18 protein-coding genes are annotated in these 18,607 nt (G+C 57.7%); 6 read left to right on the top strand and 12 right to left on the bottom strand.

Annotation, left to right across the window (positions count from 1 at the left end; all coding sequences use genetic code 11):
- The first annotated feature begins 26 nt into the window (after positions 1-26).
- Positions 27-692, top strand: a complete 666-nt coding sequence (mnmC2, locus tag ACR0NM_RS18490) for a tRNA (5-methylaminomethyl-2-thiouridine)(34)-methyltransferase MnmC2 (RefSeq protein WP_480616095.1) — start codon at positions 27-29, stop codon at positions 690-692.
- Positions 689-1,567, top strand: a complete 879-nt coding sequence (locus tag ACR0NM_RS18485; protein WP_480616093.1) for a DMT family transporter — start codon at positions 689-691, stop codon at positions 1,565-1,567. Before mnmC2 ends, ACR0NM_RS18485 begins: the two co-directional genes overlap by 4 nt.
- On the opposite strand, the gene ACR0NM_RS18480 is transcribed toward ACR0NM_RS18485, so the two are convergent.
- Entirely contained in the window at positions 1,532-3,505 is a 1,974-nt protein-coding gene (locus tag ACR0NM_RS18480) for a lytic transglycosylase domain-containing protein (protein WP_480616091.1), read from the bottom strand. The genes ACR0NM_RS18485 and ACR0NM_RS18480 overlap by 36 nt on opposite strands.
- Positions 3,506-3,628: 123 nt before the next feature.
- Between ACR0NM_RS18480 and dapA the strand changes: the two genes are divergently transcribed.
- On the top strand, positions 3,629-4,501 hold the full coding sequence (dapA, locus tag ACR0NM_RS18475) for a 4-hydroxy-tetrahydrodipicolinate synthase (RefSeq protein WP_480616089.1): 873 nt from the start codon (positions 3,629-3,631) through the stop codon (positions 4,499-4,501).
- Positions 4,502-4,633: 132 nt separating this feature from the next.
- Here dapA and ACR0NM_RS18470 read toward each other — a convergent pair whose 3' ends face one another.
- The 5 genes from ACR0NM_RS18470 to pdxR form a co-directional block, all read right to left on the bottom strand.
- Positions 4,634-5,521: a dimethyl sulfoxide reductase anchor subunit family protein gene (locus ACR0NM_RS18470; protein ID WP_480616087.1), complete on the bottom strand. Its 888-nt coding sequence runs from the start codon at positions 5,519-5,521 to the stop codon at positions 4,634-4,636.
- On the bottom strand, positions 5,521-6,270 hold the full coding sequence (locus ACR0NM_RS18465) for a 4Fe-4S dicluster domain-containing protein (RefSeq protein ID WP_480616085.1): 750 nt from the start codon (positions 6,268-6,270) through the stop codon (positions 5,521-5,523). Before ACR0NM_RS18465 ends, ACR0NM_RS18470 begins: the two co-directional genes overlap by 1 nt.
- Positions 6,271-6,361: 91 nt before the next feature.
- Positions 6,362-9,178, bottom strand: coding sequence for a molybdopterin oxidoreductase family protein (locus ACR0NM_RS18460; protein WP_480616083.1), 2,817 nt, complete (start codon positions 9,176-9,178; stop codon positions 6,362-6,364).
- Between the two features lie 170 nt (positions 9,179-9,348).
- Entirely contained in the window at positions 9,349-11,124 is a 1,776-nt protein-coding gene (xsc, locus tag ACR0NM_RS18455) for a sulfoacetaldehyde acetyltransferase (protein ID WP_170590302.1), read from the bottom strand.
- 124 nt (positions 11,125-11,248) lie between these two features.
- Positions 11,249-12,709: a MocR-like pyridoxine biosynthesis transcription factor PdxR gene (pdxR, locus tag ACR0NM_RS18450; protein WP_170398719.1), complete on the bottom strand. Its 1,461-nt coding sequence runs from the start codon at positions 12,707-12,709 to the stop codon at positions 11,249-11,251.
- A gap of 146 nt (positions 12,710-12,855) precedes the next feature.
- Here pdxR and ACR0NM_RS18445 point away from each other — a divergent pair, with 146 nt between their 5' ends.
- Both ACR0NM_RS18445 and ACR0NM_RS18440 read left to right on the top strand, forming a co-directional pair.
- Positions 12,856-13,164, top strand: coding sequence for an ArsR/SmtB family transcription factor (locus ACR0NM_RS18445; protein ID WP_170398716.1), 309 nt, complete (start codon positions 12,856-12,858; stop codon positions 13,162-13,164).
- Positions 13,157-14,188, top strand: coding sequence for a permease (locus ACR0NM_RS18440; RefSeq protein WP_480616080.1), 1,032 nt, complete (start codon positions 13,157-13,159; stop codon positions 14,186-14,188). Before ACR0NM_RS18445 ends, ACR0NM_RS18440 begins: the two co-directional genes overlap by 8 nt.
- Before the next feature lie 43 nt (positions 14,189-14,231).
- Here the strand turns inward: ACR0NM_RS18440 and ACR0NM_RS18435 are convergent, their stop codons facing one another.
- Both ACR0NM_RS18435 and ACR0NM_RS18430 read right to left on the bottom strand, forming a co-directional pair.
- Complete coding sequence (locus ACR0NM_RS18435) at positions 14,232-14,621, bottom strand: hypothetical protein (protein WP_170398710.1); 390 nt, start codon at positions 14,619-14,621, stop codon at positions 14,232-14,234.
- 54 nt (positions 14,622-14,675) lie between these two features.
- Complete coding sequence (locus ACR0NM_RS18430; RefSeq protein WP_170398707.1) at positions 14,676-15,437, bottom strand: DUF1013 domain-containing protein; 762 nt, start codon at positions 15,435-15,437, stop codon at positions 14,676-14,678.
- Between the two features lie 130 nt (positions 15,438-15,567).
- On the opposite strand from ACR0NM_RS18430, the gene ACR0NM_RS18425 reads away from it, so the two are divergent.
- Positions 15,568-16,197, top strand: coding sequence for a ribonuclease T2 family protein (locus ACR0NM_RS18425; RefSeq protein WP_170508836.1), 630 nt, complete (start codon positions 15,568-15,570; stop codon positions 16,195-16,197).
- Here the strand turns inward: ACR0NM_RS18425 and ACR0NM_RS18420 are convergent.
- The 4 genes from ACR0NM_RS18420 to ACR0NM_RS18405 all read right to left on the bottom strand — a co-directional run bounded on the left by ACR0NM_RS18420 (position 16,194) and on the right by ACR0NM_RS18405 (position 18,461).
- Positions 16,194-16,682, bottom strand: coding sequence for a hypothetical protein (locus ACR0NM_RS18420; RefSeq protein ID WP_480616078.1), 489 nt, complete (start codon positions 16,680-16,682; stop codon positions 16,194-16,196). The genes ACR0NM_RS18425 and ACR0NM_RS18420 overlap by 4 nt on opposite strands.
- A gap of 117 nt (positions 16,683-16,799) precedes the next feature.
- Entirely contained in the window at positions 16,800-17,351 is a 552-nt protein-coding gene (locus ACR0NM_RS18415) for a thermonuclease family protein (RefSeq protein ID WP_480616076.1), read from the bottom strand.
- Positions 17,352-17,458: 107 nt separating this feature from the next.
- Positions 17,459-18,052, bottom strand: coding sequence for a recombination mediator RecR (gene recR, locus ACR0NM_RS18410; RefSeq protein WP_480616074.1), 594 nt, complete (start codon positions 18,050-18,052; stop codon positions 17,459-17,461).
- A gap of 64 nt (positions 18,053-18,116) precedes the next feature.
- Positions 18,117-18,461, bottom strand: a complete 345-nt coding sequence (locus ACR0NM_RS18405; RefSeq protein ID WP_480616072.1) for a YbaB/EbfC family nucleoid-associated protein — start codon at positions 18,459-18,461, stop codon at positions 18,117-18,119.
- Positions 18,462-18,607: the final 146 nt, after the last annotated feature.

Below are 18,607 nucleotides of genomic sequence, written 5' to 3'. Positions count from 1 at the left end.
GCGCCGCTTAGCTACAGGATTCCCCGATGGCAGACCAGCGTGCCGAACTTACTTGGACGGAAGACCAGATCCCGGTCTCGGATCGGTTCGATGACCCCTATTACTCGTTGCAGAACGGGTTAGAGGAAACGCGGCATGTGTTTCTGGCAGGCAACGATCTGCCAACGCGCTTTGTACCGGGGTTTCACATCGCTGAACTAGGCTTTGGCACCGGCCTGAATCTGTTGACCGCGTGGTCGGCGTGGGAAGCAGCAGGGCAGACTACACCTTTACGGTTCACCAGCTTCGAGGCCTTTCCGATGGCGCCTGACGATATGTCGCGTGCTTTGGCGGCCTTTCCCGAGGTGGCACCGTGGGCCGATCGCTTACTGGAAACATGGAATGGGAAGAAATGTGTGCTGGACACGCTGCATCTTGAGGTCATGGTCGGAGACGCGCGCCAGACCTTGCCCACATGGGCAGGTGAGGCTGATGCGTGGTTTCTGGATGGCTTCTCACCCGCAAAAAACCCCGAGCTGTGGGAGGCTGACCTGATGCAGCAGGTGGCGGAGCACACGATTCAAGGCGGTACAGCGGCAACCTATACTGCCGCGGGTTTCGTGCGTCGGGGCCTATCCGACGCAGGTTTTGATGTTACCCGCAGCCCCGGCTTTGGCCGTAAACGGCACATGACCCGGGCGGTGAAGCAATGAACCAGAAGAACAACGTCAACGCCGGTATAGCGCTTATGGTCAGCGCGACGATCGTGTTTGCTTTGCAGGATGGGATTTCGCGCCATCTGGCCGGTACCTACAATACGTATATGGTGGTGATGATCCGGTACTGGTTCTTTGCCGCATTCGTGATTGCTCTGGCTGCGAGATCTAGCGGAGGTTTGCGGGCGGCGGCACAAACCAGCCAGTTGGGACTCCAGATATTCCGGGGTGTGTTACTGGCCGCAGAAATTTGTGTCGCCGTTTTCAGCTTTACCATTCTGGGCTTGATTGATAGCCAGGCCGTTTTCATCAGCTATCCGCTGCTGATCGCTGCCCTCAGCGGCCCGGTTCTGGGTGAGAAAGTCGGCTGGCGTCGCTGGGCCGCCATCGGGGTCGGCTGCATCGGGGTGTTGATCATCCTGCAGCCCGGTGCCGGTGTGTTCAACCCTTGGGCTGTGATCCCGCTGATCTCGGCGTTTATGTTCGCGATTTATGGCCTGCTGACACGGTATGCGGCTCGGCGGGACAGTACTGCGACCAGTTTTTTTTGGACTGGGGTGGCTGGTGCAGTCGCAATGACTGCTGTTGGTGTCTGGTTTTGGGAACCCATGGCCAGCAGCGATTGGTTTTGGATGGGGTTGCTTTGCATCGCAGGCGCTCTGGGACACTGGCTATTGATTAAGTGCTACGAAATGGCCGAGGCCAGCGCCGTGCAACCCTTTGCCTATTTCCATCTGATGTGGAGTGCAATTCTGGGCATCACGATCTTCCACGAGACGCTGCGCCCCGAGGTTGTTCTGGGCGCAGCTTTGGTGATCGCGGCGGGCCTGTTCACCTTATGGCGCGAACGACGAAAGGGTCGAACCGGTTAGTTCCTTTGAGAATGGCACTGGTAAAGCTGGCTGCCCAAGCCGAGCGCGATAGACCGGCAGGCTTTCGGCGACACGCATGACATAGTTGCGCGTCTCCTTGAAAGGAATGGTCTCGATCCAGTCGATCACGTCCACCTGGCCCCGGCGCGGGTCGCCATAGCGTTCCATCCACGAAATCGGCCGTCTTGGCCCCGCGTTATATCCAGCGGCCATCATCACGACATTGCCGTTGAAGTCCTCTGCAAGCGTTGCAAGATAATTCGCCCCCAGCTTTGCGTTATATTGCCAGTCCGAGGTTAGGCGCGCGGTTTTATGGCCACCCAGAATACCCAAATCCTGAGCCACAAGTTTGGCGGTAGCGGGCATGACCTGCATCAAACCGCGCGCGCCTGCGCCACTGATGACTACCGGATCGAACTCACTTTCGCGTCGGGCAATTGCCAGCGTCATTTCCTTCGCCATGGGAAGTCCCATATCTGCGACCGGGTGCACTGGGTAATAAGCGGCAGGCAAAACAACACCGGTTGTTGCCGCGCGCTTGGCGATCATGACGGCCAGATGCGGTTCGTTCAGTTCGATCACCAGGTCACCCAGCTGAGCGGCCTGGGTTTGATCGAGACCTTCCACCAAATGGGTAAGAAACCGTTCTGAAAGGTTTCCCTCTCCTGCGCGCTGCAACAGCAATCCAGCCTCCAACACGCTTGAGTCAGCGAATGCGGCTTGTTTCCAATGCGGCGCGCGGCGTGGGTTGGCCAATTCGCTGTCAAACGGACGGCCGATTTGTTCCGCCGCCAGCAACCCGTAGAACGAGGTCTGATAGTTCGCGCCTTCGGCATAAGCCTCGTGCGCCTTGTCAGCATCCCCCTGCGCCGCATAGGCGCGGCCCAGCCAATATCCACCGCGACCCTTCGAAATCGGCGATTGCACCGCCTCCGAGAAATTCTGGAAATGCCGCACCGCCGTGGCCGGATCATTCAGCTTGCGCAGCGCCAGAAATCCCGAGAGCCACTCCAAATCAGCATAGCCATAGCCCATTTCGGGGGTCATGTGGTGATTGGCGGCAATCGCATAGGCGCGTTCGGCATCTCCCGTGCGCATCTCAAGACGTGCCAGTCTGCGTCGCCCTTCCGCCCATTTGTCGGGTTCACCCAGCGATTTTGGTCCGGTCGAGCGTGCCAACATCAGATCAATGGCGCTGTCGTCCAGTTCTTTGCGATCCCGCCACACGAAACGATCAAATGCCAGGCCAGGGTCTTTGGCCAGTGATTCCGGCACTGCGGCGACTTTGCCGTCCACTCCGTTTTCGCGCTTTTGCAGGGCAATGCGCGCCTCGGCCAGTTTGCGCTGATCAGAGTTGACCAGGGGCAGCATCCGCCCGGCGCTGACCAGATGCCCATCCCACAACATCCGATCCAACCTGGCCTCGTGATGTGGTCTCAGAAGTTTCCCGAAGTTCTCAAGATAATCCTTTTGCAGGCCCGACCCCATCGGCATGGTCCGCCAAGCGGTTACGACGTCGGCTTCTGCTTCACCATTGCGGCCTTGGCTTTTCAAAGCCACGGCATAATTCAAAGCACCTTCTGCTGTTTGCGGAGGCATCCCTTCGTAGAATTTCAGAACTCGATTCGGATCGGCCCCGGTGAATGATGGCTCGCTTTTACGGCGCAGCCAGGCCAAACCGGGCCAATCCGGGCGCCGCTCAAGAAACACCAGCACATCGCCCGAGCTGCCAAAACCTTCGCGTAGCCAATGCCAGACAATAATGTCACGCGCCACCGATCCACGCTGGCCTGCAACGCGCAGCGCGGCATTCCAATCGCCCTTGCGCATCTCATAGAGCCCCGCGCGCAAATCCTGCGTCGCATCCGCACGAGTGGTATGCGGCTGTAGCATCAGCGCCAGAATCATCGCTATTCCAAGCGACAGAATACGTCTCATCCCTTGCATTCCCCAACAAACCAAGGATACAGCCATGCAGGATAAACCTTGCGCCGCCGGGATCAACTCACAAACCCTTAATCGTGACAGACCGGTGCGCAAAAAACACCTAAGGAGCGTTCCATGTTTAAAGGCTCAATGCCAGCCCTGGTCACCCCGTTCAGCAACGGCGCGTTGGACCTGGAAACGCTCAAACACCTGGTGGAATGGCAAATACAGCAAGGTTCGACCGGTCTGGTTCCGGTTGGTACGACCGGCGAAAGCCCGACCCTCAGCCATGAAGAACATGAAACGGTTATCGCCGAAGTGGTGAAGGCTGCAGCAGGTCGCGTGCCTGTCATCGCAGGCGCGGGCTCCAACAATACTGTCGAGGCAATTCGGTTTGTTCAGTTTGCGCAAAAAATCGGTGCGGATGCGGCGCTGGTCGTAACCCCCTATTACAACAAGCCGACCCAGAAGGGGCTGCTGGCGCATTTCCAAACTCTGCATGACAGTGCCGATATCCCGATCATCATCTACAATATCCCGGGTCGTTCGGTCATCGACATGACTCCTGCAACGATGGGTGAGCTGGCGAAACTGCCGCGCATCATCGGAGTCAAGGACGCGACCGGAGATCTGGCGCGCGTCAGCCAGCAGCGTGCAAGCTGTGGTGCGGATTTCTGCCAGCTATCCGGGGAAGACGCGACTGCACTGGGCTTCAATGCTCATGGCGGAGTGGGCTGCATCTCGGTCACCGCAAACGTGGCTCCGAAGCTCTGTGCTGAATTCCAGCAGGCAACGCTGAATGGCGACTACGAAATGGCGCTGGAGTATCAGGACCGCCTGATGCCCCTGCACGAAGCGATCTTCATCGAGCCCGGTCTGGTTGGCGCAAAATACGCGCTCAGCAAACTTGGCCTGTGTAGCACCGAAGTGCGCTCGCCTCTGACCGAGCTGGAAGACAGCACCAAAGCCGCTATCGAAGCAGCAATGGCGCATGCTGGATTAACCTGAAATCAATATACGGACTCGTAAGGGCGGCCTCGAAGATCGAGCGCCGCCCTTTTTTAATTCGGGATCCAAATTTCATCTGGCTAGAAATACCTCGGGGGAGGCGCGGCTTGCCGCGACGGGGCAGAGCCCCCATCAACGCTTGCCGTAGTACAACCCAACCACATGCTCTGCTTGCGCGAAGAACAACCAGCGTGAAACAGCAACGCCGGTGAGATGCGACAGCACCGCCACAAGCGCAAAGACATGCTTGATCAGAACGCCGCCAAAGGGGATCAGAAGCAGCAGTAAAGGCAGCACAAAAGCCAGCCCAAAAGATATCATCCGTAGTTTCTGCGCATGCTTCCGACCGACCACATGCACAAACTCACGCAGCAGATAGTTTGTACCTGTATGAGGTGGTTCGAATGCGCGGACAGCGCCTCGCTCACCAAGCCCTGTCGCGGTTGCCAGCGTGGTTCCCGATCGGGACAACGCATCGTCGCCCTTGGCCCAATAGGCAAGCTGTACAGCGCCGGCAATAGCCAGCAACCAAGGGGCAAGCGCTTCCGCTCCGGCCAACAAAGCACCGCCTGCAAGGCTGAACGACAAGAACATGGCCGGTGTCAGGTTCATGTTCCAGCGAGGGATAGTCTTGAGCTGCGTGTAGATCATCGATGTGGTGAAGACCGTGGCCAGCGAGAATGCCGCCCCGATCCAGCCCAGCACACCCCAGCGTTGGCCTAGAAAGACCGCACCAATTGCATAGAGCCCCATGACGAGCAGCGCGATGACCGCGCACCAGCCCTCGCGGCTGAGCCAGCTTGAGCGCCACTGGGTGAAGGCTTTCCAGGCACGCTCTGGGTGGCCGAGGTGGAAGGTCGACGCGAGCAAACCGCCGACGGACAAGCCATAGGCAATTGCGAAAAACACAAACGCGACCCAGCCCGAGACGTCAGGTATGCCGAGCCCCAGGAAGAACAAGAGTCCAAATCCGAGACCGGACAGGGTGGTAAAGATGATAACGGAAGGTGCCGGGTGCATCAGAGCTTCTCCAGGGTCTTGTCGAGCCAGCCGAGGAAACCCTTGGGCTCTTCGGCGACCGGGGCCAGCAGAGGGGCTAGGATGTCAATCTGCTCGTCAATTTTGTCCTTGGGTCGGGGCGGCAGGTACTTGTTGACGGGTTTGGTGCCCTGTTCAGGCATCAGGTCCATGCCGCCACGTTCGACGACCAGCTTGCTGACATCACTGCCAGGGTCGCCGAGATCGCCAAAGTGTCGGGCACCTGCCGGGCAGGTGCGCACACAAGAGGGCACACGATCCACCTCGGGTAGGTTCTCGTTGTAAATCCGATCGATGCAAAGCGTGCATTTCTTCATAACGCCTTCGGCCTGATCCAGTTCGCGTGCGCCATAGGGGCAGGACCACGCGCACAGGCCGCAGCCGATGCAGTCATTTTCGTTGACCAGAACGATTCCGTCCTCGACCCGCTTGTAGCTGGCACCGGTGGGGCAGACGGTCACGCAGGGTGCGTCTTCACAATGCAGGCAGGATTTTGGGAAGTGGATCAATTGGGCATGCCCTTCGGCGGGTTGCACCTCGTAAGAGTGCACCCGGTTCAGGAAGGTGCCTGAAGGGTCAGCACCATAAGCATCCTGATCCGACAGTGGCGCGCCGTAGTTTTCGGTGTTCCAGCCTTTGCATGAAATGACGCAGGCATGGCAGCCAACGCAGGTGTCCAGATCAATGACCAGACCCATCTTGCGTTCGGTTGATTGGGGGAGCTGGGTCATGACTGCCGTGCCTCTGCGATTGTGGTCAGGGCGGGCTGGGGCTCTGCCCCAGACCCCGAGATATTTATAGCCAGATGAAGAACGGATCGGGTCATTTGCCCACCTTCCAGGCCAAATCCTTTGGCCCTTGCCCGACCGGCGATTTGATTGGAGCGAATTCTGGCTGGCTTTCAGCATCGCTTGGAGCGGCGGCCTTTTCGATTTTTACCTTCAGATCGAACCAGGCGGCCTGACCGGTGATCGGATCAGAGTTTGCCCAGCGCAGGCCGTCACCTTTGGGGGGCAGCAGCTCGTGGATCAGGTGGTTGAGCAGGAAACCCTTGGTGGCCTCGGGGGCGTCTTTCTGCAAGGCCCAGGCCCCTTTGCGCTTTCCGATGGCATTCCAAGTCCACACGGTATTGTTGTTCAGCGCAGCCATCTCCATGACGGGTACCGTGATCTCGCCATGTGGAGAGCTGACTTTGGCCCAATCGCCGTCTTGCAGCCCGTGTTCACGCATCAGCTTGGTCGGGACGTATAGCGGGTTGCGCCCATGTAGCTGACGCAACCAGGCGTTTTGTGTGCCCCAACTATGATACATCGCCATTGGCCGCTGGGTCAGAGCGTTGACGGTGAAGCCTTCATTGCCGGTCTGATCGGTTTCGTACCAAATGGGCAGGGGGTCCATTGTATCTTGGATCTGCGCGCGCACGTGATCTGGGGGCTGGCGTTCCCCGTAGCCTTCGGCGGCCAGTTGGAATTTACGCATCGGCTCGGAATAGAGCTGGAATAGATAGGGCTGTGGGCTGTCATAGATACCCATGCCCACAGCCCAGTCTTGATAGGCAGTGTTCCAAGGTTTGTAGTAATCCGCACCTTCGGGAATATGCGCGACATAGAAGCCACCATTCTCGATGTATTGGTTCAATTGGTCGGGGTTAACCTCGCCACGACCTTCCTTGTCGCCGTTTTCGCCCCGGAAACCGGCAAGCGGTCCAATCCCCGGCTTGCGTTCGTGGTTGACGATATAGTCGGCGTAATTCGTCCACTTGGCGCTGCCATCATCGTTGGTAAAGCCGGGCAGGCCCATGCGGTTGGCCAGATCGATCAGAACCGACTGGAAGCCGCGTACGTCGCGGTCGGGTTCAATCACCGGCCAACGGATCGCGTCTGCCGCTGCCTCGGCCTCGCAGATCGGGCGGTCCAGTAGCGAGATACAGTCGTGTCGTTCCAGATAGGTTGTATCGGGCAGGATAAGGTCGGCATAGGCCACCATTTCCGAGGAATAAGCATCGGAATAGATGATATGCGGGATCACGTAGTCGCCGTTCTCATCCTTGTCCGTCAGCATGTCCATGACACCCTTGGTGTTCATCGTCGAATTCCAGGACATGTTGGCCATGTACATGAACAACGTATCGATCTTGTAGGGATCGCCTGCATGGGCATTCGAGATCACCATGTGCATCAGCCCGTGGCTGGACATCGGGTTTTCCCATGTAAACGCTTTGTCGATCCGCGCCGGGCTGCCGTCTTCTTTCAGCGCCAGATGCTCGGGGCCGCGAACAAACCCCAGATGCGGCCCGTCCAGAGGTGTATTCGGCGTCACCTTACAATGCGGAGTCGGATGCGCCTCAACTGGCTTGGGGTAGGGTGGCTTGAAGCGGAAGCCGCCGGGGACTTCGACCGTTCCAAGCAGGATCTGCAACACATGCAGGGCGCGGCAGGTCTGGAAACCGTTGGCATGGGCTGAAACGCCGCGCATCGAGTGCATCGCGACGGGGCGACCAATCATCTTCGAGTGTTTCTCGCCCCGGAAATCGATCCATTCATGGTCCAGTTCGAACGCTTCATCAAAGGCCACACGGGCCAGCTCGCCAGCAATCGCGCGAATGCGGGTCGCTGGCACGCCGCATTTTTCTGCGATTGCCTCGGGGGCGTATTCATCCGCCAGATACCGTTCTGCCATGTGGTGGAAGACGGGGCGGTGGGTGACACCGTCCTTTTCGTAGGTCGCTGATAGGTCAGGGCGGACGCCGTGGGTGTCGAAAGCAGTCAGCTTGCTGGTATTGCGGTCGATGACCAATGGCTTGCCGTCATCGTCTTTCAGGAACAGACCCTTTTCCGGACCGTCGGATGCGTTGATCAGGACCGGCGCGTTGGTGTAGCGACTTAGGTAATCCAGATCGATTTTGCCTGCCTTCATCAGCACATGGATCATCGACAAGATGAACAGGCCATCGGTACCGGGGGTGATGCCGACCCAATCATCTGCCACGGCGTTATAGCCCGAGCGGATCGGATTTACCCCAATCACCCGGGCACCGCGCGCCTTGATCTTGCCGATGCCCATTTTAATCGGGTTGCTGTCGTGGTCTTCTGCAACGCCGAACAGCATGAACAGCTTGGTGTGATCCCAGTCGGGCTGACCGAACTCCCAGAATGCACCGCCCATCGTGTAGATGCCACCGGCTGCCATGTTGACCGAACAGAACCCGCCATGGGCCGCATAGTTACAGGTGCCGAAATTCTGTGCCCAGAAACTGGTGAAGCTCTGGCTCTGATCACGGCCGGTGAAAAAGGCCAGTTTCTCAGGGTTGTCTTCGCGGATCGGTTTTAGCCAACCGACAGCGATCTCGAGCGCCTCGTCCCAACTGATCTCTTCGAACTCGCCAGACCCACGCGGGCCGACGCGTTTGAGCGGTGCGCGTAGGCGCGACGGGGCGTTCACCTGCATAATCCCCGCGCTGCCTTTGGCGCAGAGAACGCCCTTGTTTACCGGATGATCCCGATTGCCTTCGATATAGGCGACCTTCCCATCCTTCATGTGCACGTTGATACCGCAGCGGCAGGCACACATATAGCACGTGGTCCGGCGGATCTCGTCTGACACGGGTGGGGATAGGTTGAGGTTCGGTTGTTGATTCACGCTGTCTCTCCCTGTGGCGGATCGCCTTGGTACCTGTACGTGTTGAACACACTGGAGCGTAAGCACACCGGGCTCAACCATATAGAGGAAGAGAGTGCAGGCACCCCCTTCCTCTGCTTTTCTTTAAGCGGACCGGTTGAACCCGGTCCGACTTATGTTTTTGACAGCAATCAAACCTGCTGCAGACGCATGTCGCTTGCGTCGATACCTGCAACCTCAACCGGCTTCTTCATCGCGTCGCGACGGAAGGGTTCACCCAGTTCCTGGTTGATCATTGCTTCGATCAGGGTGGTGATGCCGTTCTTCTGATCCTCGATCGCCTGGCTCAGCGCCGCTGTCAGTTCATCCTGAGTGCGCGCGATGACGCCTTTCAAGCCACAGGCGTTGGCGATGCCGGCATAGGACACTTTGGTGTCCAACTCGGTGCCGACGAAGTTGTCATCGAACCACAGGGTCGAGTTGCGCTTTTCCGCACCCCACTGGTAGTTGCGGAACACAACCTGAGTGATGGCTGGCCATTCTTCGCGACCGATGGCGGTCAGTTCGGTGACTGCAATGCCGAAGGCACCATCGCCAGAGAAGCCGACAACTGGTACATCCGGGCAGCCGATCTTCGCGCCAATGACCGAAGGCAGACCATAGCCACAGGGGCCAAACAGGCCGGGGGCCAGATACTTGCGGCCTTCTTCAAACGAAGGATAGGCGTTGCCGATGGCGCAGTTGTTGCCGATGTCGGACGAGATGATCGCCTCTTTCGGCAGCGCGGACTGGATCGCGCGCCATGCTTTGCGCGGGCTCAGCCAGTCCGGCTTGGCCGCGCGCGCGCGTTCGTTCCAGGTGGTGCCCGGATCGTCCTGCTCGTGGTCCATCGAGGTCAACTCTTGCGCCCAACGCGATTTGGTTTCGGCGATCTTAGCCTTGCGCGCGTCGCGGCCTTCGTCACCGGCTGTATCGGACAACTGGTTCAGGATGTTTGTGGCAACGGTCGCTGCATCGCCCACGATACCAACCGAGACCTTCTTGGTCAGGCCGATGCGGTCGGGGTTGATGTCGACCTGAATGATCTTTGCATCTGCAGGCCAGTACTCCATGCCGTAACCTGGCAGGGTCGAGAACGGGTTCAGGCGGGTGCCGAGGCACAGAACAACGTCTGCTTCCTTGATCAGCTGCATACCGGCTTTTGAGCCGTTATAGCCCAGCGGGCCAGCGAACAGTGGGTGCGAACCGGGGAAAGCGTCATTGTGTTGGTAGCCAACGCAGACCGGAGCGTCCAGACGCTCGGCCAGTGCTTTCGACGCTTCGATGCCGCCTTTCGACAGAACGGTGCCTGCACCGTTCAGGATAACGGGGTTCTTTGCGTTCGACAGCAGAGCGGCAGCTTCGGATACGGCCGATGCACCACCCGAAGGCAGTTCAAACTCAACAACAGCAGGCAGCTCGATGTCGATCACCTGAGTGAAGAAGTCGCGCGGAACGTTGATCTGCGCAGGTGCCGAGGCGCGCTTGGCGTTCATGATTACGCGGCTCAGAACCTCGGCCATACGGCTGGGGTCACGCACCTCTTCCTGGTAGCAAACGCAGTCTGCGAACATGCGCATCTGCTCCATTTCCTGGAAACCACCTTGACCCATGGTCTTGTTTGCGGCCTGCGGAGTGACCAGCAGCAGCGGAGTGTGGTTCCAATAGGCAGTTTTGACGGCGGTCACAAAGTTGGTGATGCCGGGGCCGTTCTGGGCGATCATCATCGACATCTTGCCGGTTGCGCGGGTATAGCCGTCGGCCATCATGCCGCCGGACCCTTCGTGGGCACAATCCCAGAAAGTGATGCCCGCTTTGCCAAAGATGTCGGAGATCGGCATCATGGCCGAGCCGATGATACCGAACGCATGTTCGATGCCATGCATCTGCAGGGTTTTTACAAAGGCTTCTTCGGTGGTCATCTTCATCTGCGTAATCTCCGATCATAGAAGGATGGAACGGGGGTTTTGCACCCAGTTTTCTGATCGGTTTTGGCGTACGGGTGTCTGTGGCGTTAGGGCCAGAACCGGTAGCGGTTTAAGTCCAGAGCGCTTAAGAACGCCGGATCGCTTCAGCAATTTGTTGGATTCCCGGTTCGATACGATCCGACGAGATTGAAGAGTAGCCCAGCCGATAAAAGTTCTTTGGCCTGTTCTGGCTTGAAAAAAATGCCTCACCCGGTTCGATATGGACGCTTTGGCGCTGCAGGTCTCGGGCCAGTTTGCTGGTGTCTACATGCAGCGGCGCTTGCATCCAGATCGATGATCCGCCCAGCATCCCGCGCCCAGCAACAGTCAGACCATATTGTCCAATTGCCTCCTCAATCGCTTCGCGACGGCGTTGCAGCGTTTTAGACATGCGCCGGATCTGAGCATCATAGTGCCCGAGCGATAGGAAGTAGGCTGCGGTTCGCTGCATGTGGCCAGGAGGGTGACGCAAGACCAGAGATCGCAGGGCGCGCGCTTCACGGATAAAGGGTTCGGACCCGACCATGTAACCCAATCGAAGCCCCGGAAACAGCGACTTGGAAAAGCTGCCCACGTAGATCACACGCCCATCGCGATCCATTGACCTGAGCGCCGGTGACGGGGCCCCGAGAAATGACATTTCAAATTCATAGTCATCCTCGACGATCATGGCATCCAATTCGCGGGCACGACGCAGCAGTGCATGTCGGCGGTCCACCGGCATGGTCGCGGTTGTCGGGCTCTGGTGGCTGGGGGTGGTGAATATGACGTCGGTATCATCTGGGATCGTTTCCGGGGGCAACCCGTCCCGGTCGACCTTCAGATAAGACAGCTTGCATTCCGAGTGAATCAGAAGATCGCGCAGGGCGTAATAGCAGGGGTCCTCGATCGCTGCCCTACGGTTCCGGTTCAGCAATATGCGAGACGCCAGCCAAAGGGCGTTCTGAGCGCCCAGGGTGATCAAGATTTCTTCGGGCCGGGCTACAATTCCGCGGCGGGGAAGAGTATGCCGGGCGATGAATTCAAGCAGCAGCGGGTCATCCTGATCGACATAGTCTCCGGTCAAAGAATCAAAGTCCTTATGTCCCAACGCCCGAACTGCGCAGAGACGCCAGTTTGCATGATCGAACAGCTTTCTGTCGACTTGGCCATAAATGAAGGGATAGCGGTAGTCACGCCAGTTGCTGGGTTTTGTCAGCACATCACCGCCCGAGAAACGGCGGGCAAACGCCTGATCCCAGTCAACCACTTCGGTGTCGCGCCGCACTGGCGTGTAGGTCGGCGGCACTGGCGCATTTTCTGAAACATAGTATCCCGACCGGCCTTTGGCGGTCAGGTAATCATTGGCCAGCAGTTCAGTATAGGCAAGCGTGACCGTAATCCGGCTGACACCCAAATGGGCAGCAAGTTTACGGGACGAGGGCAGCTTTTCCCCGACGTGGAAGCGTCCTGACAGAATGCCTTCGGCAATCAGCTGTTGCAGCTGCGCCTGTAAGGTGCCTTGCCCATTGCGTTCCAAAAAGAATGTGTCGACCGAAATACCCATTGCATCGTTATAGGTTGGACCTAAGGCGGTGGCAATCTGGACTTATGGCCCTGCGAACCATGTGGAGAGTTTTACGCACACGTGTGGTTGACGCAGGATACGAATTAAACTAAATAACCATAAATCTAGTTTAATGGGGATAAAGGATGTGGGAAGAAGCTGCCGCAGGTTTCTCTGCCATGGGCTCGGAAGCCCGATTGAAGGTTCTTAAGACCTTGGTTCGTGCTGGGGAAGCAGGCCTGACCGTTGGAGAAATTCAAACGAGGACAGGAATCGCGCCCTCGACTCTGGCGCATCATCTGCGGTTTCTGGCTGCTGGCGGAGTAGTTGAGCAAGAGAAGATCGGGCGTAGCACGATCAACCGCGCGTGCTTTGACGAATTGAGAAACCTGGCGCAGTTCATCCTTAGTGAATGCTGCGCAGACGAAATCGGAAAGGCCGCAAACGATGGCTGAACTAACCCAAAACCCCAAGCCACTATCCAGAAACCTGATCGACCTGATCAAAACGCCCTGGGCTCTGATCGTGGTCATACTGGCACTGGTGGCCATTCTTGATCCGGGCAACTGGACCGAGGTTGTGAGTTTTGCAGCCAAAGCGCTTGTGCATACGGGCCAGTACATCCTGTTTGCTGTTCTGCTGCTATCATACCTGAAGGCAACCGGGGCCGAAGTCATGGTCGCCCGTGCATTTGAGGGTCGCGAGACACGGATGATCTTTCTGGCTGCGTTGTTTGGCGGGCTGGCCCCATTTTGTTCCTGCGAAGTGATCCCGTTCATCGCGGGATTGCTGGCTCTGGGTGCGCCATTGTCGGCCGTGATGGCATTCTGGCTCAGTTCACCGTTGATCGACCCCCCGACGTTGCTGATTACTGCGGGTGCGCTGGGTTGGCCGTTTGCTATTGGTAAAGCGGTTGCCGCTGTCGCGTTGGGTTTGTTCGGCGGGTTTGCCGTGCGCACCCTGATGCGGGGAGGTGCCTTTGCGCAGCCGTTGCGTGAATACAAACTCGCTGGTTGCTGCGGTTGCGGACCAAAGCAAGATGACAAACCCGTCTGGAAGTTCTGGCAAGACCCTGACCGTCGGACGCGCTTTCGGGTTGAGTTCGTTCACAATGGCCTGTTCCTGCTCAAATGGCTGGCATTTGCCTACGTGCTCGAAGCATTGCTGGTCAGCTATGTTCCGGCAGACCTGATCGCCCGCGTTGTTGGTGGTGAGGGTGTTGTACCAATCGTCATCGCAGCCTTGGTCGGAATGCCTGCCTATCTGAACTCTTACGTCGCACCACCGCTTCTTGCGGGTCTGATGGAGCAGGGTATGAGTGCGGGTGCTGCGATGTCATTCATGGTGGCCGGTGCCGTCAGTTCGATACCTGCGATGGCGGCCGTGTGGTCACTGGTGAAACCGCGCGTCTTTGCCACCTATCTGGGATTGGGCATCAGCGGCGCTATCGTAGCAGGCATCCTGTTTCAGATGATCTGAACAAAAAAACCGCCCGGTTGAGCCATCGGGCGGTTTTGCTTTTCTAGCTCGCTTCGCAATATCGTGGCAGTTTGAACCGATACCTTGGCTCTCCACTTTCAACGAAAACCCGTTTCTCGATACAGGCTTGGGTTCCAACTGTCTGAGCAATCGGCCCTTCGGTCGAGGTGATTGATGCTGCTGAGCCATCCGGCAAGCGCACCGAAGCAATGACCCCGTTCTTGAGATCGCCATTGATCGGTGTCGCCGACAAAACCGCGACGGTGAGAAACGCCTCGTGCTCGTGCTTGCCGTCGTCATTCAGCAACAGCAAGCCAGCGACTATTGCAATCATCACGACGGCACCTGTAATGGCCAACCACCAGGATTTCAGGAACACATAGATTGAAACGGCACGATGCGCGTCGAAGAATAAGGATAGAACCTTTAGCATCAAATCACCCAAAAAATCGGGTCCCGGCTATTCGAGGCCGGGACCATGCGCATCTCAGGGGCGCAGATCGTCTTCGTCTTCTTCATCACCACCACCCTTGGGTAGGTTGAAGAAGCTATCCGCATCGACGATGGGCTCTTCGTCTTCCTTCTCGTTGGTGTCCTCGGACAACGAGAATGTCTCGAGACCTTCGATCGCGGTCGGGATCTTGGGCGCTGAATCCATCTCAAGCGACTGTTCGGTCGACACCAGTTTGCGACGCTCATCATCGCTCATCACGCCACCTTCGGCTGCTTTCTTGGCCGCGGCCTTTTGCACGATGGCATCCAGTTCGGACTGTTTGCACAGTCCCAGGGCAACCGGATCGATCGGCTGCATGTTCGAGATGTTCCAGTGCGTCCGCTCGCGGATCGACTGGATGGTCGGCTTGGTGGTGCCGACCAGCTTGGCAATCTGGCCGTCGCTGAGTTCCGGGTGGAACTTGACCAGCCACAGGATCGAGTTCGGACGGTCCTGACGCTTGGACAGCGGGGTGTAGCGCGGACCACGGCGTTTCTCTTCGCCTGATGCCGCCGGATTGAACTTCAGCTTCAGTTTGTGCAGCGGGTTGTTTTGCGCGGTGTCAATTTCTTCCTGAGTCAGCTGGTTGTTGGCAATCGGGTCAAACCCTTTGACACCTGCAGCCACATCACCATCCGCAATACCCTGCACTTCCAGCTCGTGCATGCCTACGAAATCCGCGATCTGCTTGAAGCTGATCGTGGTGTTGTCCACCAGCCATACGGCGGTTGCCTTGGCCATAAGCGGTTTTGCCATCAGCCCGTCTCCTATAAATACATCTGTCCCGTCGCCGGAATTCGGCGGCCCCGAAGCTATGGGGCAGGTTTCCGTTGTCGGGGAACTTGGGGCCTATATAGTCGCGACAGCTAAAGAAGGGAAGAGGCGAATGCGCTGGGCGATTTTGTGGGTGCTAAGTGCCATGGCTGCGATGGCCGAGGGCGAAAAGGCGGGCGATTTTGACTACTACGTCCTGTCGCTCAGCTGGTCGCCCAATTGGTGCGCCCGCGAAGGCGATGCGCGCGGCTCGGATCAGTGCGACACGCGACACGATCATGGGTGGATATTGCATGGGCTCTGGCCGCAATTCCATCAGGGCTGGCCTTCGTATTGTCGCACGTCCGAAGCGCCACCCACACGCCGCATGACGCGGGAAATGGAGGATATTCAGGGCTCATCCGGGTTGGCCTGGCATCAATGGAAAAAGCACGGCACCTGTTCGGGCCTCAGTGCACCCGACTATTTCGCCCTGTCACGGCAGGCTTATGCAGGAGTTGCGCGCCCCGAGGTGTTCCGCAAGCTGGACGCGACGGTCAAACTGCCCGCTTCGGTGGTGGAAGAGGCCTTTCTCAAGGCCAATCCCACGCTCGAGCCTGACATGATCACCATCACCTGTAAGCAAGGCTATATCGAAGAAGTCCGCCTATGCCTGTCCCGCAATCTTGACCCGGTGCCCTGTGGCCGCGACGTGATCCGCGATTGCACCGCCAAAGACGCCGTGTTTGATCCGATTCGTTAGAGCTTTTTGTTCTGGCAGTCGCGGGCATAGTCCAGCGCTTTTGCAGTGCCTTTGAGATCAATCGCCATGACAGTCTGTCCTTCCGGATTATAGACGGTCATGGTCTTGTTCTGCGCGATTGAGGTGACGAAGCTCCGGTCGGTAAAGAACACGGTCGCGCCAGGTACACGATCCTGTTTGAACCCGATGGCGGTGGCATTAAAGCTCTTGCCGTCCAGATCAAACCGGATCGGATATTTTTCCCCCGGTTTAATGTCGCCCCAAGCCTTGTTGTAGACGGTGAAGTATCCGCGATCGTCCAGCGCATCATAGCCCAGCCGCACGACCGAGAGGTCCTGATAAACCGTCTGGATCAAACACCCATTCCCGAGGTTGGGGTCCATCATGATGTTCCAGCCTTCGACGAAGCCTTTGTCGATGAGTTGCTGCGCGAGGGCGGCGGTGGCGGTGAAGGCGGCGAAGGTGAGGGCGAGAAGGCGGGGCATGGGGGCTCGGGTTTTCAACGGTATGTCCTTTCCTATCCTTAATTGACTTAGCAGCAAAGAGTTGCCGGATAAAAACACTCTTTAAGAGTCTTGGTGTTGATTGGCCTGATCTCAAATCTACTTACTGCGCGGTTTTACTTCGGAGTGAAACGCTCTCATATGGCCTTTCTGCCGCGCAGCAGCGCGCCATAGCTTCTTACGTGCATCTTGAGGTTCAAGATGCGCATATGTACCGCCAGAGAATTTTGGCCAATCCAATGCCAGCCCTTGCTTGACCAGTTCAGCCGCTACATCAGTGCCGTCCGGCAGAATGCACTTGGCTACGATCCGATCATATGAGACTTCTTCCTTGATGATGGCAGTGACCACCTTGCCCTTGCACATTTCGATTAGCGCAAATTTGGATTTCTTACCCCAAGGGTGTTCCAACTCTGGTGCATCTATGCCGGCGATCCTGATCTTCGTGCCACTGATTACTATCGCATCACCATCAATTACATGACATTTTCCCTTGAGCGTCGTGGTCGTGGGCAGTTTTGAGGGCGCTGTCGATTCAGTAGTTCGCCCAACCTCGCGAGTCGTATTTGCCGGTGTAATGGACCTGAACTGCGCCGCTTTTCTCCCCTTCCGTGGAGGGCGCGATAAAATACGCAGTAGAAATCTCAGCATCATAAACCTGAACTTAGAATGGTTATCGCAATGCCGTAGATGCTAGTAGATAATTGCTTTTAGAGTAAACCTATAGTTCGAAACGATTAATTTATCTGTTGCTGCTCCTACAACTCCTTCCGCGCCCGCAATGCCGCAGTAATCGTCCCGTCATCCAGATAGTCCAACTCGCCCCCAATCGGCACACCTTGTGCCAGCGAGGTCAGGCGCACCTGCCCCTCCAACTGATCGGCAATGTAGTGCGCGGTGGTCTGGCCATCGACGGTGGCATTCAGAGCGAGGATGATCTCGGTGATACCCTCGACCACAACCCGGTCCTTCAACCGGGGGATACGCAAATCATCCGGGCCAACTCCGTCCAACGCCGACAAAGTGCCGCCCAGAACGTGATATCGACCTTTGAAGACCCCGGCACGCTCCATCGCCCAAAGGTCGGCGACGTCTTCGACCACGCAGAGCTCTCCGGTTGCGCGGGCTTCGTCGTTGCATATGTCACAGATATCGGTGGTGCCCACGTTGCCGCAGTTCAGGCATTCGCGGGCGGTGATGGCCACCTGCTGCATCGCGTCTGAAAGCGGCGTCAGCAGCAGGGCGCGTTTGCGGATCAGGTGCAGGACTGCGCGGCGGGCCGAGCGGGGGCCGAGACCGGGCAGCTTGGCCATCAGGTCGATCAGATTGTCGATGTCACTGTTCGAACTCACCGCAAGGCCCTCGCAATTGGGCCGGGGAAACACGCCCCGGCCGTTGATCCGTCAGGAGGGTGTATCAGAACGGCAGCTTGATGTCTGCGGGCAGGCCCATGCTTTCGGTCAGCTTCGCCATTTCGGCTTGCGAACGTTCCTGTGCCTTGGTCTGGGCGTCCTTGATCGCGGCAAGGATGAGGTCTTCGACAACTTCCTTGTCGTCACCGTTGAAGATCGACGGGTCGATATCCAGACCTTTCAGCTCACCCTTCGCGGTCGCGGTGGCCTTGACCAGCCCAGCACCGGATTCGCCGACAACCATGATGTTGTTCAGCTCTTCCTGCATGTCGGTCATCTTGGTCTGCAAATCCTGTGCGGATTTCATCATCTTGGCCATGTCACCCAGGCCGCCTAAACCTTTTAGCATCGGTAATCTCCTGTCACTCGATTTGTGGCCTAGATACGAAGCGTAACCGGGCGGCACAAGAGGTCAGGATACTCCCGCCCGTCGTCAAGGTCTTTGGCAAGACCTTTCCGCCCGTTGGGCCCGGCAGCGCGCAAGGCGCGCTGCCG

This window comes from Ruegeria sp. AF2 (assembly GCF_056542025.1).
This window is presented reverse-complemented; position numbering and strand designations above follow the sequence as displayed.

What these genes read in the sequence shown, in the direction of transcription:
- mnmC2 (WP_480616095.1), top strand. Translation starts at nt 27, where the DNA reads ATGGCAGACCAGCGTGCCGAACTTACTTGGACGGAAGACCAGATCCCG.
- ACR0NM_RS18485 (WP_480616093.1), top strand. Translation starts at nt 689, where the DNA reads ATGAACCAGAAGAACAACGTCAACGCCGGTATAGCGCTTATGGTCAGC.
- ACR0NM_RS18480 (WP_480616091.1), bottom strand. Translation starts at nt 3,505, where the DNA reads ATGAGACGTATTCTGTCGCTTGGAATAGCGATGATTCTGGCGCTGATG.
- dapA (WP_480616089.1), top strand. Translation starts at nt 3,629, where the DNA reads ATGTTTAAAGGCTCAATGCCAGCCCTGGTCACCCCGTTCAGCAACGGC.
- ACR0NM_RS18470 (WP_480616087.1), bottom strand. Translation starts at nt 5,521, where the DNA reads ATGCACCCGGCACCTTCCGTTATCATCTTTACCACCCTGTCCGGTCTC.
- ACR0NM_RS18465 (WP_480616085.1), bottom strand. Translation starts at nt 6,270, where the DNA reads ATGACCCAGCTCCCCCAATCAACCGAACGCAAGATGGGTCTGGTCATT.
- xsc (WP_170590302.1), bottom strand. Translation starts at nt 11,124, where the DNA reads ATGAAGATGACCACCGAAGAAGCCTTTGTAAAAACCCTGCAGATGCAT.
- pdxR (WP_170398719.1), bottom strand. Translation starts at nt 12,709, where the DNA reads ATGGGTATTTCGGTCGACACATTCTTTTTGGAACGCAATGGGCAAGGC.
- ACR0NM_RS18445 (WP_170398716.1), top strand. Translation starts at nt 12,856, where the DNA reads ATGTGGGAAGAAGCTGCCGCAGGTTTCTCTGCCATGGGCTCGGAAGCC.
- ACR0NM_RS18440 (WP_480616080.1), top strand. Translation starts at nt 13,157, where the DNA reads ATGGCTGAACTAACCCAAAACCCCAAGCCACTATCCAGAAACCTGATC.
- ACR0NM_RS18435 (WP_170398710.1), bottom strand. Translation starts at nt 14,621, where the DNA reads ATGCTAAAGGTTCTATCCTTATTCTTCGACGCGCATCGTGCCGTTTCA.
- ACR0NM_RS18430 (WP_170398707.1), bottom strand. Translation starts at nt 15,437, where the DNA reads ATGGCAAAACCGCTTATGGCCAAGGCAACCGCCGTATGGCTGGTGGAC.
- ACR0NM_RS18425 (WP_170508836.1), top strand. Translation starts at nt 15,568, where the DNA reads ATGCGCTGGGCGATTTTGTGGGTGCTAAGTGCCATGGCTGCGATGGCC.
- ACR0NM_RS18420 (WP_480616078.1), bottom strand. Translation starts at nt 16,682, where the DNA reads ATGCCCCGCCTTCTCGCCCTCACCTTCGCCGCCTTCACCGCCACCGCC.
- ACR0NM_RS18415 (WP_480616076.1), bottom strand. Translation starts at nt 17,351, where the DNA reads ATGCTGAGATTTCTACTGCGTATTTTATCGCGCCCTCCACGGAAGGGG.
- ACR0NM_RS18405 (WP_480616072.1), bottom strand. Translation starts at nt 18,461, where the DNA reads ATGCTAAAAGGTTTAGGCGGCCTGGGTGACATGGCCAAGATGATGAAA.